The sequence below is a fragment of the Enterobacter cloacae complex sp. EB5 genome, from assembly GCF_031432835.1.
In the GTDB taxonomy this organism is placed as follows: Bacteria; Pseudomonadota; Gammaproteobacteria; order Enterobacterales; family Enterobacteriaceae; genus Enterobacter; species Enterobacter hormaechei_C.
In genome coordinates, this window is sequence record NZ_CP133860.1 from 1,222,842 (window position 1) to 1,237,323 (window position 14,482).

A 14,482-nucleotide genomic window follows, 5' to 3' on the forward strand; every position below is an offset into this window, starting at 1 on the left:
CATGGCTAAGACGTTATATGAGAAGTTGTTTGATGCGCACGTTGTCTACGAAGCACCAAACGAAACCCCACTGTTGTATATCGACCGTCATCTGGTACACGAAGTGACCTCTCCTCAGGCATTTGACGGCCTGCGCGCGCATAAGCGCCCGGTGCGTCAGCCGGGTAAAACCTTTGCCACGATGGATCACAACGTATCCACTCAGACCAAAGACATCAATGCATCTGGCGAGATGGCGCGTATCCAGATGCAGGAGCTGATTAAGAACTGTAACGAGTTTGGCGTGGAGCTGTACGATCTGAACCATCCCTATCAGGGCATCGTCCACGTAATGGGGCCTGAGCAGGGGATTACGCTGCCGGGCATGACCATCGTCTGCGGCGACTCCCACACCGCAACGCACGGCGCATTTGGCGCCCTGGCGTTCGGGATTGGCACCTCTGAAGTTGAACACGTTCTGGCGACGCAGACCCTGAAGCAGGGCCGCGCCAAAACCATGAAGATTGAAGTGAAGGGGAAAGCCGCGCCGGGTATCACCGCGAAAGATATCGTGCTGGCGATTATCGGCAAAACCGGCAGCGCAGGCGGCACCGGTCACGTCGTTGAGTTCTGCGGCGACGCTATCCAGGCGCTTAGCATGGAAGGTCGTATGACCCTGTGCAACATGGCCATTGAGATGGGCGCCAAAGCAGGCCTGGTGGCCCCAGACGAAACCACCTTCAACTATGTGAAGGGGCGTCTGCATGCGCCGAAAGGTCAGGATTTTGACGACGCGGTAGCCTACTGGAAAACCCTGAAAACGGACGAGGGGGCAGTTTTTGATACCGTTGTGACGTTGCAGGCGGAAGAGATCGCCCCGCAGGTCACCTGGGGAACCAACCCGGGGCAGGTGATGTCGGTCAACGACGCCATTCCCGATCCGGCTTCCTTCGCCGATCCGGTCGAGCGCGCCAGTGCGGAAAAAGCGCTGGCTTACATGGGGCTGAAACCCGGCGTGCCGCTGACCGACGTGAGCATTGATAAAGTATTCATCGGCTCCTGTACCAACTCCCGTATTGAAGATTTACGCGCTGCGGCAGAAATCGCTAAAGGCCGCAAAGTGGCGCCGGGCGTGCAGGCGCTGGTTGTGCCAGGCTCCGGTCCGGTGAAAGCCCAGGCGGAAGCCGAGGGTCTGGATAAGATCTTTATCGACGCAGGCTTCGAGTGGCGCCTGCCGGGTTGCTCCATGTGTCTGGCGATGAACAACGACCGCCTGAATCCGGGTGAGCGCTGTGCCTCCACAAGCAACCGTAACTTTGAAGGCCGTCAGGGCCGCGGTGGGCGCACCCACCTGGTCAGCCCGGCAATGGCCGCCGCTGCGGCAGTCACCGGTCATTTCGCCGATATTCGCAGCCTGAAATAAGGAGACAATCATGGCAGAGAAATTTACCCAACATACGGGCCGGGTTGTCCCGCTGGACGCCGCTAACGTCGATACCGACGCGATCATTCCTAAGCAGTTTTTGCAGAAAGTGACGCGCACGGGTTTTGGTGCGCATCTGTTCAACGACTGGCGTTTCCTCGACGATAAAGGCGAAGTGCCGAACCCGGAATTCGTCCTGAACTTTCCGGAATACAAAGGCGCCTCCATTTTGCTGGCGCGGGAAAACTTTGGCTGCGGATCGTCGCGTGAACATGCGCCATGGGCATTGACCGACTACGGCTTTAAGGTGGTTATCGCCCCAAGCTTCGCGGATATCTTCTACGGCAACAGCTTCAACAACCAGCTGCTGCCGGTGACGCTGAGTGACGAACAGGTCGATGAACTGTTTGCGCTGGTGCAGGCAAATCCGGGGATTTCGTTTGAAGTGGATCTGGAAGCGGAAGTGGTGAAAGCCGGTGACAAGTCCTACCGCTTCAGCATTGATGCGTTCCGTCGCCACTGCATGCTGAACGGTCTGGACAGCATTGGCCTGACGCTGCAACACGAAGAGGCTATCTCCGCCTACGAGAAAAAACAGCCTGCGTTTATGGGCTAAAGGCAATGGCCCGCAGGGCGCGGGCCATTGATAAGGGTGCGTTGAGGCTCAACCACCCTGGAGAGGCGGGGAAAAACCCCCGCCAATACCGCTAACGTTTCGCTTCGTAAGCCAACACTGCCGCCAGCTCTGTTTTCTCCTGTCTGAAGTGCAGCTCACACAGCGAGTCGCGCACCATCCAGGTGAAGATCAACAGCGTCGTACAGATCAGAAACAAACCTAACAGCAGAGTACGTTTTGGCATTCCAGCCTCCTTATTGCTTTTCGGCAATGAAGAGACTAACCTCGCAATGATCGTTGTGAAGTTGGTCTCCCCATCAGTTTTTTGATGTGGGACTCTCCACTGTTTGCCTCTTGCGAAAGCCTGAGGCAAACAGCCTCAAGCACCCGCCACGCACTCTATGCACCTTCTCGGCGCCTGTCAGAAAATCGTTTCATTTCGTGAAGCCGCCTTCCAGAATCAAACGTCTTTTACCCGGCACGTCAGCATCAGCGTGACAAGCGAAATCGCTGCGATCACCCAGTACACGGATGCATGCCCATAGCTTTGCGACAGCGCCCCCTGAATTACCCCTGCCAGAATCACGCCGGTAGAGATACTGTTGGTAAACAGCGTGGTCGCGGAGCCTGCGCGCCCCGGCATTAAATCCTGGAACCAGAGCATGCCGATCCCGGCAACGATGCCGATAAATACCGCGTTAAACAGCTGTAACGCCAGCAAGGCTTCACGCGAATGGAACAGGATCAGCCCCGCGTAGAACACCACCCCAGCCGCCACGGCGACGACCATCATCCGACGCTTTCCGAAACGTTTGACGTAGTAACCCGCCAGAATCATCGCCGGGATCTCCAGCCCGGCAGCGGTGCCCATCAGAATACCCGCGAGCTTGTCGGGCAGCCCCAGATCGCTGCTGATCCACAGCGGCATATCAATAATGTACATGGTGTTGCAGGTCCACATCAGCGTGGAGGCGATAAACAACATGCGGACATTTTTATCCTGCCAGCCGCTCACCTGGGTGATGGGCTTGTCCGTCACCTGCTCTACGCGCGCCACCGATGGCAGCGCAAAGGCTATCAGCGCCAGGCTGATGACAAAAATCCCCGCCGCGATGGAAAACATGGTGGTGAAGCCGTAGTTCAGCGCCAGCATAAACGCCAGCGGCGGACCGATGACCCACGCGAGAGAGAGCTGCGCACGCATCACCGAGCTGAACATCACCACTTCCCTCGCCGAGCTGTCGGCGTACTCCCGGGCCAGGGCGAACAGTTGCGGCATGGCGGTGTTCGCCAGAGAGGCCAGCAGCACGCCGCAGGTAATGAGCGTCAGGTAATGGCGGTTGAAGGCAAACAATAACGCGTTGCCCACGGCCATGGCGCAACAAAAGAGGATCAGCTTGCGGCGATCGCCCTGGCTGTCGGATCGTTTCGCCAGCCACAGGCTGACGAGGATCCCGGCAATGGCGTTGACGGTGTAGAACAGGCCCACCCAAAACGGCTGCGCCCCCACCTCGCGGCTGAGAAACAGGCTCAGCGTCGGCGCCTGAAGCGCGCCGGCCACGCCCATCATGAAGGCCACCAGCATAAAAGCGGCGTACACGCCATTCAGGCGTCGCCCCATCGTCATCAACCAGAGCATGCACAAGTCCTTATGAAAGCGAATCGAAATTGGGTGGAATAGTAAACGAAAAAAGCCAGCAAAAAACATTTTGCTGGCGGGTGATTAGCACCAATACTCAGTCACACATGATCGAGGCGAGTTAGCGAGAAGAGGTCGATTTCGTAACGTCCCACTGCATCAGATCTTCCAGTATTCTCAGCCGCTGCTCTGCGCACTGGCGGGCCAGCCAGGACACTCCCTTTGTCGCTGAAAAATAGTGCTGATAAAACTGACGTGCGGTAGACCTCTTCATAATTTACCTCCTCGCTTCATCGATAAGGATTATTGGCGTAATATAGGGATTAATAAATTGCTGATTTTTTGTCAGGAGTTCCCCTTTTATGCCTTCCGGTCGTCTGCAACAACAATTTATCCGCCTCTGGCAGTGCTGCGAGGGGCAATCGCAGGAGACCACGCTGAACGAGCTGGCTGAGCTCCTCAACTGCTCCCGGCGTCATATGCGCACGCTCCTTAATACCATGCAGCAGCAGGGCTGGCTAAACTGGGAGGCCGAAGCCGGACGCGGCAAGCGTTCGCGCCTGACTTTCCTTTATACCGGCCTGGCGCTACAGCAACAGCGGGCGGAGGATCTGCTGGAGCAGGACCGCATCGATCAGCTGGTCCAGCTGGTGGGCGACAAAGCCGCCGTGCGCCAGATGCTGGTCTCGCATCTGGGACGCAGCTTTCGTCAGGGACGCCACATTCTGCGGGTGCTTTATTACCGCCCAATGAAAAATCTGTTGCCCGGCACGGCATTACGTCGCTCTGAAACCCACATGGCCCGGCAGATTTTTAGCGGCCTGACGCGGATAAATGAGGAAAACGGGGAACTGGAAGCGGATATTGCCCATCACTGGCAGCAGGTATCCCCGCTGCACTGGCGCTTCTTTTTACGCCCCGGCATTCATTTCCACCATGGACGCGAGCTGGAGATGCGCGACGTTATCGATTCCTTAGAGCGCGCCCGCACGCTGCCGCTCTATTCGCATATCGCGCGGATCCACTCCCCAACGGCCTGGACGCTGGATATTGAGCTATCGCAGCCGGACAAATGGCTTCCGTGGCTTCTGGGCTACGTCCCCTCAATGATCCTGCCTGCCGAGTGGCGATCCCTGAACAATTTTTCCAGCCAGCCGATTGGTACGGGCCCTTACTCCGTTACGCGCAATAACAGTAATCAACTGAAGATCCGCGCCTTTGATGATTACTTTGGCTATAGGGCGTTGATCGACGAAGTGAACGTCTGGGTGTTACCGGATCTCAACGAAGAGCTGAGCGCAGGCCTGACCCTGGAAGGGCCAACAGCCGGTGAAAAGGCGTTCGAAAGCCGCCTGGAGGAGGGCTGCTACTACCTGCTCTTTGATAGCCGCAGCCATCGCGGGGCAAACCACGACGTCCGCAGGTGGATAAGTCATATTCTGGCGCCCGCTAACCTGATTTATCACGCAGAGGAGCAATACCAGACCTGGTGGTTCCCGGCCTATGGCCTGCTCCCACGCTGGCACCATGCGCAGCCCGTCCGCAGCGAAAAGCCTGCCGGACTGGAGACCATCACCCTCAGCTACTATCGCGATCACATTGAGCACCGTTTTCTGGCGAGGATCATGAGCACGCTGCTGGCAGCCGAAGGCGTGACGCTGGCGATACAGGAAGTCGATTATGATGAATGGCATCGCGGAGACGTAATCAGCGATATCTGGCTCAACAGCGCGAATTTTACGCTGCCGCTTGATTTCTCGCTCTTTTCTCACCTGTACGAGGTGCCCCTGATTCAGCACTGTATCAACCGGGACTGGCAGCAGGACGCCGCGCGGTGGCGGGCGGGAGAAATGGATCTGGCCGCCTGGTGTCAGGAATTACTGACCGGGCAGACGATCGTACCACTGATTCACCACTGGCTGCTGATCCAGGGGCAGCGCAGCATGCGCGGTCTGCGGATGAATACCCTCGGCTGGTTTGATTTTAAATCCGCCTAGTTTGCGCCGCCGGAGCCATAACGCTTTCGTAATATTCACTAAATCATTACAATAGCGCCGTTCTCAACGGGGTGCTGCATCACTGATGTGCGCTGAGATAATACCCGTCGAACCTGATCCGGATAACGCCGGCGAAGGGATTTGAGGCTGTCTCTCAAAATCCTTTGCCACTCAACCCTGAGGTGCAAAGTGTTAAAAAACGTTCTTCCTCTGCTGGCGCTGGTTGCGCTGCCTGTTTTTGCTAAGCCCGTTCTGACGGTCTACACCTACGACTCCTTCTCCGCCGACTGGGGCCCCGGCCCGGTCGTCAAAAAAGCCTTTGAAGCCGACTGCAACTGCGAGCTGAAATTCGTGGCGCTGGAAGATGGCGTCTCGCTGCTCAACCGTCTGCGCATGGAAGGCAAAAACAGCAAAGCCGACGTGGTGCTCGGGCTGGATAACAACCTGCTGGAAGCCGCCACCCAAACCAGACTGTTCGCCAAAAGCGGCGTGGCGGCAGATGCCGTCAACGTACCGGGCGGCTGGAAGAACGACACCTTCGTTCCCTTTGATTACGGCTACTTTGCGTTTGTCTACGATAAAAACAAGCTGAAGAATCCGCCCAAAAGCCTGAAAGAGCTGGTTGAAAGTGACCAGAAGTGGCGCGTAATTTATGAAGATCCGCGCACCAGCACGCCGGGTCTGGGGCTGCTGCTGTGGATGCAGAAAGTCTATGGGGATAAAGCGCCGGAAGCGTGGCAAAAGCTGGCCGCGAAAACCGTTACCGTCACCAAAGGCTGGAGCGAAGCCTACGGCCTGTTCCTGAAAGGCGAAAGCGATCTGGTGCTGAGCTACACGACCTCTCCGGCCTACCACATTATCGCCGAGAAGAAAGACAACTACGCCGCCGCGAACTTTGCTGAAGGGCATTATTTGCAGGTGGAAGTGGCCGCCCGCACCGCCGCGAGCAAACAGCCGGAGCTTGCCGAAAAATTCCTGAAATTTATGATCTCCCCGGCATTCCAGAACGCTATTCCGACAGGCAACTGGATGTACCCGGTCACTGACGTTGCGCTGCCGGCAGGTTTTGAACAGTTGAACAAGCCGCAAACCTCACTGGAATTTACGCCGCAGCAGGTTGCCGCCCAGCGCGCCGCATGGATAAGTGAATGGCAACGCGCCGTCAGCCGCTGATCCCCGGCTGGTTAGTTCCCGGGCTGCTCGCCGCCATACTGATGGTGGTCGTCAGTCTGGGTGCATTCCTTGCGCTGTGGTTTAACGCGCCCGAGAGCGATCTGCTCGCCCTCTGGCACGACAGCTATCTCTGGCACGTCATCCGTTTCTCCTTCTGGCAGGCATTTCTCTCCGCGCTGCTGTCGGCGATCCCGGCTATTTTCCTCGCGCGCGCCCTCTATCGCAGACGTTTCCCCGGCAGGCTTGCCCTGCTGCGGCTGTGCGCGATGACGCTGATCCTGCCCGTGCTGGTGGCGGTGTTCGGCATTCTGAGCGTATACGGTCGGCAGGGCTGGCTGGCATCCCTCTTCAACCTGCTTGGTCTGGAATGGACCTTCTCCCCTTACGGCCTGAAAGGCATTCTGCTGGCGCATATTTTTTTCAATATGCCGATGGCGACGCGCCTCTTTTTACAGGCGCTGGAAAACATTCCCGGTGAGCAGCGCCAGATTGCCGCCCAGCTTGGCATGCGCGGCTGGTCGTTCTTCCGCTTTGTCGAATGGCCATGGCTGCGACGCCAGATTGCCCCGGTGGCCGCGCTAATCTTTATGCTCTGCTTCGCCAGCTTCGCGACCGTGCTTTCTCTCGGCGGCGGGCCGCAGGCCACCACCATTGAGCTGGCGATCTTTCAGGCCTTAAGTTACGACTATGATCCGGGCCGCGCCGCGCTGCTGGCGATCGTGCAGATGGTCTGCTGTCTGGCGCTGGTGTTACTCAGCCAGCGGCTGAGCAAAGCGATCCCCACAGGCAGCAACAACTTGACGGGCTGGCGCGATCCGCAGGACAGCCTGCACAGCCGCGTCGCGGATTTTATGCTGATCGCGCTGGCACTCCTGCTTCTGCTGCCCCCGCTGCTGGCCGTTATCGTTGATGGCCTGAATCGCAATGTGTTGTCGGTACTGCAACAGCCTGTCCTGTGGCAGGCGACGTGGACCTCATTGCGCATCGCGCTGGCAGCCGGGCTCCTGTGCGTGATCCTGACCATGATGCTGCTCTGGAGCAGCCGCGAGCTGTACGCGCGTCATGCCCGTAAAGCCGGACACGCGCTGGAGCTGACGGGTATGCTGATCCTGGCGATGCCGGGCATTGTGCTGGCGACCGGATTCTTTTTACTGTTCAACAGCACCATAGGCCTGCCGGAAAGCGCCGACGGCATCGTCATTTTTACCAACGCACTGATGGCCATCCCTTACGCGCTCAAGGTGCTGGAAAACCCGATGCGCGATGTCAACAGCCGCTACAGTTTGCTGTGTCAGTCGCTGGGCATGCAGGGCTGGCAGCGTCTGAAGGTGGTCGAACTGCGCGCGCTAAAGCGTCCGCTGGCCCAGGCGCTGGCGTTTGCCTGCGTGCTGTCGATTGGCGATTTTGGCGTGGTGGCCCTCTTTGGCAACGAGGATTTCCGCACGCTGCCGTTCTGGCTTTATCAGCAAATTGGCTCCTATCGTAGCCAGGACGGCGCCGTCACGGCGCTGCTCCTGTTACTGCTGTGCTTTGCGTTATTTACCGTTATCGAAAAACTTCCGGGGCGTGATGTTAAAACTGACTGATGTAACCTGGCTTTATGAGCACCTGCCAATGCGTTTTACCCTCTCCGTTCGTCAGGGAGAGCGAATCGCAGTGCTTGGCCCCAGCGGGGCCGGAAAAAGTACCCTGCTCAATCTGATAGCCGGTTTTTTACAGCCTGCCAGCGGGTCGATCGTCATTGATAATGGCGAGTATACCTACGCTCCGCCGGCTAAACGCCCGGTGTCGATGCTGTTTCAGGAAAACAATCTGTTCAATCATCTTACGGTGTGGCAGAACATCGCGCTGGGTATGGATCCGGGGTTAAAGCTCAGTGCTGCGCAGCATCAGACGCTGGAGGCGATCGCCGAACAAATGGGCCTGGCTGCGTTTATCAACAGACTACCGGGTGAGCTTTCCGGCGGCCAGCGCCAGCGCGTGGCGCTGGCGCGCTGTCTGGTGCGCAAGCAGCCGCTGCTGCTGCTCGACGAACCCTTTTCGGCGCTCGACCCGGCCCTGCGTCAGGAGATGCTCTCGCTGGTTGAGGAGGTTTGCGAGCGCGAGCAACTGACGATGCTGATGGTTTCGCATAGCATCGAAGATGCCGCACGCATCGCGCCGCGATCGGTGGTGATCGCGGAGGGACGTATTCTGTGGGATGGAACAACCGACGCCTTGATGAGCGGGAAAGAAAGCGCGTCAGTATTACTGGGTATAAGACCGTAGGCCGGGCAAACGCAGTGCCGCCCGGCGTTTAACGGCTCACCACTTTCAACAGGATCTCGCCGTACACCGGCATCAGCGGGTGGCGTATCAGCGCGATCAGCGCCACCACGGCCACTCCCAGCGTCAGCGGGGCCAGCCAGAGCAGGCGCGTGCGCGGAAGATAGCGCGTCAGGCGATCAACACTGGCTTTCGCGCTGCGCCACAGGCGCCAGCAGAGCCAGACCGCCAGCCACAGCAGCACCGCCGTGCCCAGCAGCAGCCACTTGAACTCACCGCTTTGCATACCGTCAGGAATATCGATGGCCGCGCCTGCGAGGATCCCCGGCAGGAAGTAGAACGGCGGCCAGAAGACACAGCCGATGATGTTCGGCACCACAAACTTCGCGACGGGCAGATCCAGCATCCCGGCCACCATCGGCACCAGCGGGCGCGTTGGGCCAACAAAGCGCCCCACAAGGATAGTGAACATGCTGTGCTGGTGAAGCGCGTGCTCGGTTTTATCCAGCAGCGCTTTGTTCTTTTTCATAAACGACCAGCGGTGCAGCGGCTTCTTAAAGCGCCAGCCCAGCCAGAAGGAGATCCAGTCCCCCAGCAAACAACCGATAATACCGGCCATCCACGCCTGCCAGAAATTGACCTCGCCGCTGCCGATAAGCGCCCCAAGCCCCGCCATCATCACGGTGCCGGGCAGGATCAGCCCGACCAGCGCCAGCGACTCCAGAAACGCCACCAGCGCCACGGCGATGAGCGAATACATAACGGACTGGGTAATAAAATGTTCCAGCAATGCCTGCATAACTATTCCGGTCAGAAAACGAATCAGCGATTCTGCTTAGCGCCCTGCACCGCGTCAAGGCATCAATTGTCTGAATAGTTTACAAGATGCGCCTGAAGTTCACCTGAATGTTTACCGATTATTCACATCCCGCACGGAATTCGCTCGGGCTGGCACCGGTGCACTTCTTAAACACGCGAGAGAAATAGAGCTGATCTTCAAAGCCAACGTTACGCCCGACAGTGGCGATAGGCATTCGGGTGGTGCTGAGCAGCAGTTTCGCCTGGCTGATGCGCTGATCCTCACGCCAGCTGAGTACGCTCACGCCAAGCTGCTGGCGGAACAGATGAGAGAGCCGTGACGGCGACAGGCACACATGCTGGGCGACGCTGGCAATATCAAACTGGCTGTCGGCAAGGTGGTCGCTGATGTACTGGCAGGCGTCGCGGACGCGGTTGTCCAGCGGCGGATTAAGCGACTCGTTGATGGCCTCCATGCGGCGCAGCAGCACCTGTTCAAGCAGGTTGATCGCCAGCAGTTCGGCGTAGCGCCCGCCCGCCTGCCCTGCTTCAATAATCTGTGCGAACAGCTCACGGAACTGCGCCAGATGCGCCTCATCCGGGCGATATAAACCGGTATGGGCGAAAATGGCCGGCCACGAGAGCCACTCCTGCCAGTAGGCGCGCGGACGGAAATAGACCCACTGGTGATACCACTCTTTGGCATCCGGATGGCGCCCGTAGTGGTGGATCTCCCCCGGCGGGAACAGCAGCATATCACCGGGGCGGCAGATAAACTGCTGATCCCCGTTTTTGACGACCCCTTCTCCGCGTACGGTCAGGTTGAGGATATATCCCTTCATGCCAAGAGGGCGATCGACGTAAAAATCGAGATATCCCTCGGCCTCAATTGGCGTCAGCCCCGCCACCAGATGGGCGTTAAATGAGTAGCCCGGCAGTAAGGGATCGTTTTGCGGTTCGGCCATAGATTCAGTTCTCCCAAGGGTCCTGAAGGAAACCAATTGTCCATATCGATAAAAGCAGGTTAAAAATGGCCCGCGAAAAGATCCAAAAAGCATCACGCCTCTTTTACGTCCGCCATGTTTCAGCCTTTTCCCCTGATTTGTCCACCAGTACGGGCAGATAAGCAGTAACAAAAGTGTCTATAAGTGCGGCAGAAATGTCCACATAGAATATTTGCACGGCGTCACACTTTGCGTGGCTACAGCAATTTAGTCCATAAGATTAGCGGATCCTGCCTGACGATTTTTATCCCCAGTCTCTAATGTTCTTCCATACCTGTTTTTTGGATGGAGCAACACCATGGCAATTGCAATTGGCCTCGATTTTGGCAGCGACTCAGTTCGCGCGCTGGCAGTGGACTGTACGACTGGCCAGGAGATAGCAACCAGCGTTGAGTGGTATCCGCGCTGGCAAGAGGGGCGCTACTGCGATGCGCCGAACAACCAGTTCCGCCACCACCCGCGTGATTACATTGAATCAATGGAAGCGGCGATCAAAACCGTGCTGGCGGAGCTGACGGACGCCCAGCGGGCCGATGTCGTGGGGATTGGCGTCGACAGCACTGGCTCAACGCCTGCTCCTGTCGATGCCGAAGGCCGCGTACTGGCGCTGCGACCGGAGTTTGCCGACAACCCGAACGCCATGTTTGTGCTGTGGAAAGACCATACCGCCGTGGAAGAGGCGGAAGCCATCACCCGCTTATGCCATCAGCCGGGCAAAACTGACTACTCACGGTATATCGGCGGAATTTACTCCAGCGAGTGGTTCTGGGCCAAGATCCTGCACGTTACCCGTGCGGACGCGTCGGTCGCACAGGCAGCGGCGTCATGGATTGAGCTGTGCGACTGGGTTCCCGCCCTGCTCTCCGGCACCACGCGTCCGCAGGATATTCGTCGGGGCCGTTGCAGCGCCGGTCATAAATCGCTGTGGCATGAAAGCTGGGGCGGTCTGCCTCCGGCAGCGTTCTTCGATGAACTCGACCCGATCATCAACAAAAACCTGACATACCCGCTGTTTACCGACACCTTCACCGCTGATATTCCGGTCGGCACGCTCTGCGAAGAGTGGGCGAAACGCCTCGGTTTGCCGCAAAACGTGACCATTTCCGGCGGCGCGTTCGACTGCCATATGGGGGCCGTGGGCGCGGGTGCGCAGCCCAACACGCTGGTAAAAGTTATCGGCACCTCCACCTGTGACATTCTGACGGCAGATAAAGCCAGCGTCGGCGACCGCGCGGTGAAAGGCATCTGCGGTCAGGTTGACGGCAGCGTGGTACCCGATTTTATCGGCCTCGAAGCGGGCCAGTCCGCCTTCGGCGATATCTACGCCTGGTTTGGCCGCGTGCTCGGCTGGCCGCTGGATCAGCTGGCTGCCGCGCATCCTGAACTGAAAACGCAGATTACGGCGAGCAAAAAACAGCTTCTGCCGCAGCTCACCGACGCCTGGGCAAAAAATCCGTCTCTCGACCACCTGCCGGTGGTGCTGGACTGGTTCAACGGGCGTCGTACGCCGTTTGCCAACCAGCGTCTGAAAGGGGTGATTACCGATCTCAACCTCGCGACCGACGCGCCCGCGCTGTTTGGCGGCCTGATTGCCGCCACCGCGTTCGGCGCGCGCGCCATCATGGAGTGCTTCATCGACCAGGGCATTGACGTGAACAACGTGATGGCGCTGGGTGGGATCGCCCGTAAAAACCCGGTGATTATGCAGGCCTGCTGCGACGTGCTGAACCGGCCGCTGCAAATTGTGGCCTCCGATCAGTGCTGTGCGCTGGGCGCCGCGATTTTCGCTGCCGTGGCCGCAGGGGTCCATGCAGATATCCCGACCGCGCAACAGCATATGGCGAGCGCCGTCGAAAGTACGCTCCATCCGCAGACTCAGCAGGCACAACGCTTTGAACAGCTTTATCAGCGCTACCAGCAATGGGCAAAAAGCGCCGAACTTCACTATCTCCCTGTCGCCGCCCCGGCCAAAAGCACCGCGGACACTACGGCAACCCTGACACATTAAGGACATGATAATGACCATTTTTAATAATTATGAAGTGTGGTTTGTGATTGGCAGCCAGCATCTGTACGGACCGGAAGCGTTGCAGCAGGTGACGAAACACGCGGAGCACGTTGTGAATGCGCTGAACGCGGAAGCCAAACTGCCGTGCAAACTGGTGCTGAAGCCGCTGGGTACCACCCCGGACGAAATCACTAACATCTGCCGCGATGCCAATTACGATGACAAATGCGCTGGCCTGGTGGTGTGGCTGCACACCTTCTCACCAGCCAAAATGTGGATCAACGGCCTGGCTATCCTCAACAAACCGCTGCTGCAATTCCACACGCAGTTCAACGCCTCCCTGCCGTGGGACAGCATCGACATGGACTTCATGAACCTGAACCAGACCGCGCACGGCGGCCGCGAGTTCGGCTTCATCGGCGCGCGCATGCGTCAACAGCATGCCGTAGTGACCGGGCACTGGCAGGACGGTCAGGCACAAAAACGCATTGGCTCCTGGATGCGTCAGGCGGTCTCTAAGCAGGATACCCGCCACCTGAAAGTGGTGCGTTTCGGCGACAACATGCGCGAAGTGGCAGTCACCGACGGTGATAAAGTGGCCGCGCAGATTAAATTTGGCTTCTCCGTCAACACCTGGGCGGTGGGCGACCTGGTGCAGGTGGTGAATGACATCAGCGATGGCGACGTTAACGCGCTCGTGGACGAGTACGAAAGCAGCTACCGCCTGACGCCTGCGGCACAGATCAACGGCGACAAGCGCCAGAACGTGCTGGATGCCGCACGTATTGAGCTGGGCATGAAGCGTTTTCTGGAACAGGGCGGCTTCCATGCCTTTACCACCACCTTTGAAGATCTCCACGGCCTGAAACAGCTCCCGGGTCTGGCGGTACAACGTCTGATGCAGCAGGGCTACGGCTTTGCGGGCGAAGGCGACTGGAAAACTGCCGCTCTGCTTCGCATCATGAAGGTGATGTCGACCGGTCTACAGGGCGGCACCTCTTTTATGGAGGACTACACCTACCACTTCGAGAACGGCAACGATCTGGTGCTCGGCTCGCACATGCTGGAAGTGTGTCCATCCATCGCGGTTGAAGAGAAACCGATCCTCGACGTGCAGTACCTCGGCATTGGCGGCAAAGCGGATCCGGCCCGTCTGATCTTCAACACCCGTACCGGCCCGGCCATTAACGCCAGCCTGATCGACCTCGGCGACCGTTTCCGCCTGCTGGTGAACTGCGTCGATGCGGTTGAAACCCCGCATTCTCTGCCGAAGCTGCCGGTCGCTAATGCCTTGTGGAAAGCGCAGCCTGACCTGCCAACCGCCTCGGAAGCCTGGATCCTGGCCGGCGGCGCGCACCACACCGTATTCAGCCACGCGCTTGACCTGAACGATATGCGCCAGTTCGCCGAGCTGCACGACATCGAGCTGACCGTGATTGATAACGACACCCGTCTGCCAGCCTTTAAAGACGCGCTGCGCTGGAACGAAGTCTATTACGGTTCAAAACGTTAAGCCCTGAATGCCCGGTGGCACTTCGTTTACCGGGCCTACGGTTCTGTAGGCCGGATAAGCGCAGCGC

General features: G+C 58.3%; 13 protein-coding genes and 1 riboswitch. Of the genes, 8 read left to right on the top strand and 5 right to left on the bottom strand.

Going from position 1 to position 14,482, the window contains the following annotated elements; all coding sequences use genetic code 11:
* The first annotated feature begins 1 nt into the window (after position 1).
* A complete protein-coding gene (gene leuC / locus RHN82_RS05895; RefSeq protein WP_047051325.1) occupies positions 2–1,402 on the top strand; it encodes a 3-isopropylmalate dehydratase large subunit in 1,401 nt (466 codons plus the stop codon).
* Between the two features lie 10 nt (positions 1,403–1,412).
* Complete coding sequence (leuD, locus tag RHN82_RS05900; RefSeq protein WP_032670569.1) at positions 1,413–2,018, top strand: 3-isopropylmalate dehydratase small subunit; 606 nt, start codon at positions 1,413–1,415, stop codon at positions 2,016–2,018.
* Positions 2,019–2,109: 91 nt separating this feature from the next.
* Here the strand turns inward: leuD and RHN82_RS05905 are convergent, their stop codons facing one another.
* From RHN82_RS05905 to sgrT, 3 genes are all read right to left on the bottom strand, one after another.
* Complete coding sequence (locus tag RHN82_RS05905) at positions 2,110–2,262, bottom strand: Hok/Gef family protein (RefSeq protein WP_010427008.1); 153 nt, start codon at positions 2,260–2,262, stop codon at positions 2,110–2,112.
* Positions 2,263–2,478: 216 nt separating this feature from the next.
* Positions 2,479–3,657 carry a sugar efflux transporter gene (locus RHN82_RS05910; protein WP_047051329.1) on the bottom strand — a complete coding sequence of 393 codons (1,179 nt, stop codon included), beginning with the start codon at positions 3,655–3,657 and terminating at the stop codon, positions 2,479–2,481.
* A 121-nt stretch (positions 3,658–3,778) separates the two neighbouring features.
* Positions 3,779–3,931: a glucose uptake inhibitor SgrT gene (sgrT, locus tag RHN82_RS05915; protein ID WP_023303076.1), complete on the bottom strand. Its 153-nt coding sequence runs from the start codon at positions 3,929–3,931 to the stop codon at positions 3,779–3,781.
* Positions 3,932–4,019: 88 nt separating this feature from the next.
* On the opposite strand from sgrT, the gene sgrR reads away from it, so the two are divergent.
* The 4 genes from sgrR (at position 4,020) to thiQ (ending at position 9,095) form a co-directional block, all read left to right on the top strand.
* On the top strand, positions 4,020–5,654 hold the full coding sequence (gene sgrR, locus RHN82_RS05920) for an HTH-type transcriptional regulator SgrR (RefSeq protein WP_047051331.1): 1,635 nt from the start codon (positions 4,020–4,022) through the stop codon (positions 5,652–5,654).
* A gap of 57 nt (positions 5,655–5,711) precedes the next feature.
* Positions 5,712–5,812: riboswitch (TPP riboswitch) on the top strand.
* Positions 5,813–5,843: 31 nt separating this feature from the next.
* Positions 5,844–6,827: a thiamine ABC transporter substrate binding subunit gene (gene thiB, locus RHN82_RS05925; protein WP_047051332.1), complete on the top strand. Its 984-nt coding sequence runs from the start codon at positions 5,844–5,846 to the stop codon at positions 6,825–6,827.
* Positions 6,803–8,413, top strand: a complete 1,611-nt coding sequence (gene thiP / locus RHN82_RS05930) for a thiamine/thiamine pyrophosphate ABC transporter permease ThiP (protein ID WP_047051333.1) — start codon at positions 6,803–6,805, stop codon at positions 8,411–8,413. Before thiB ends, thiP begins: the two co-directional genes overlap by 25 nt.
* A complete protein-coding gene (gene thiQ, locus RHN82_RS05935; protein WP_047051334.1) occupies positions 8,397–9,095 on the top strand; it encodes a thiamine ABC transporter ATP-binding protein ThiQ in 699 nt (232 codons plus the stop codon). The genes thiP and thiQ overlap by 17 nt, the downstream gene beginning before the upstream one ends.
* A gap of 28 nt (positions 9,096–9,123) precedes the next feature.
* Here thiQ and RHN82_RS05940 read toward each other — a convergent pair whose 3' ends face one another.
* Both RHN82_RS05940 and araC read right to left on the bottom strand, forming a co-directional pair.
* Positions 9,124–9,891 carry a DedA family protein gene (locus tag RHN82_RS05940; RefSeq protein WP_023324146.1) on the bottom strand — a complete coding sequence of 256 codons (768 nt, stop codon included), beginning with the start codon at positions 9,889–9,891 and terminating at the stop codon, positions 9,124–9,126.
* Positions 9,892–10,009: 118 nt separating this feature from the next.
* Positions 10,010–10,855 carry an arabinose operon transcriptional regulator AraC gene (araC, locus tag RHN82_RS05945; RefSeq protein ID WP_003856402.1) on the bottom strand — a complete coding sequence of 282 codons (846 nt, stop codon included), beginning with the start codon at positions 10,853–10,855 and terminating at the stop codon, positions 10,010–10,012.
* Positions 10,856–11,192: 337 nt separating this feature from the next.
* Here araC and araB point away from each other — a divergent pair, with 337 nt between their 5' ends.
* Positions 11,193–12,902: a ribulokinase gene (araB, locus tag RHN82_RS05950; RefSeq protein ID WP_047051335.1), complete on the top strand. Its 1,710-nt coding sequence runs from the start codon at positions 11,193–11,195 to the stop codon at positions 12,900–12,902.
* A 10-nt stretch (positions 12,903–12,912) separates the two neighbouring features.
* Positions 12,913–14,415, top strand: a complete 1,503-nt coding sequence (gene araA / locus RHN82_RS05955; protein WP_003856405.1) for an L-arabinose isomerase — start codon at positions 12,913–12,915, stop codon at positions 14,413–14,415.
* The last annotated feature ends 67 nt before the right edge of the window (positions 14,416–14,482 follow it).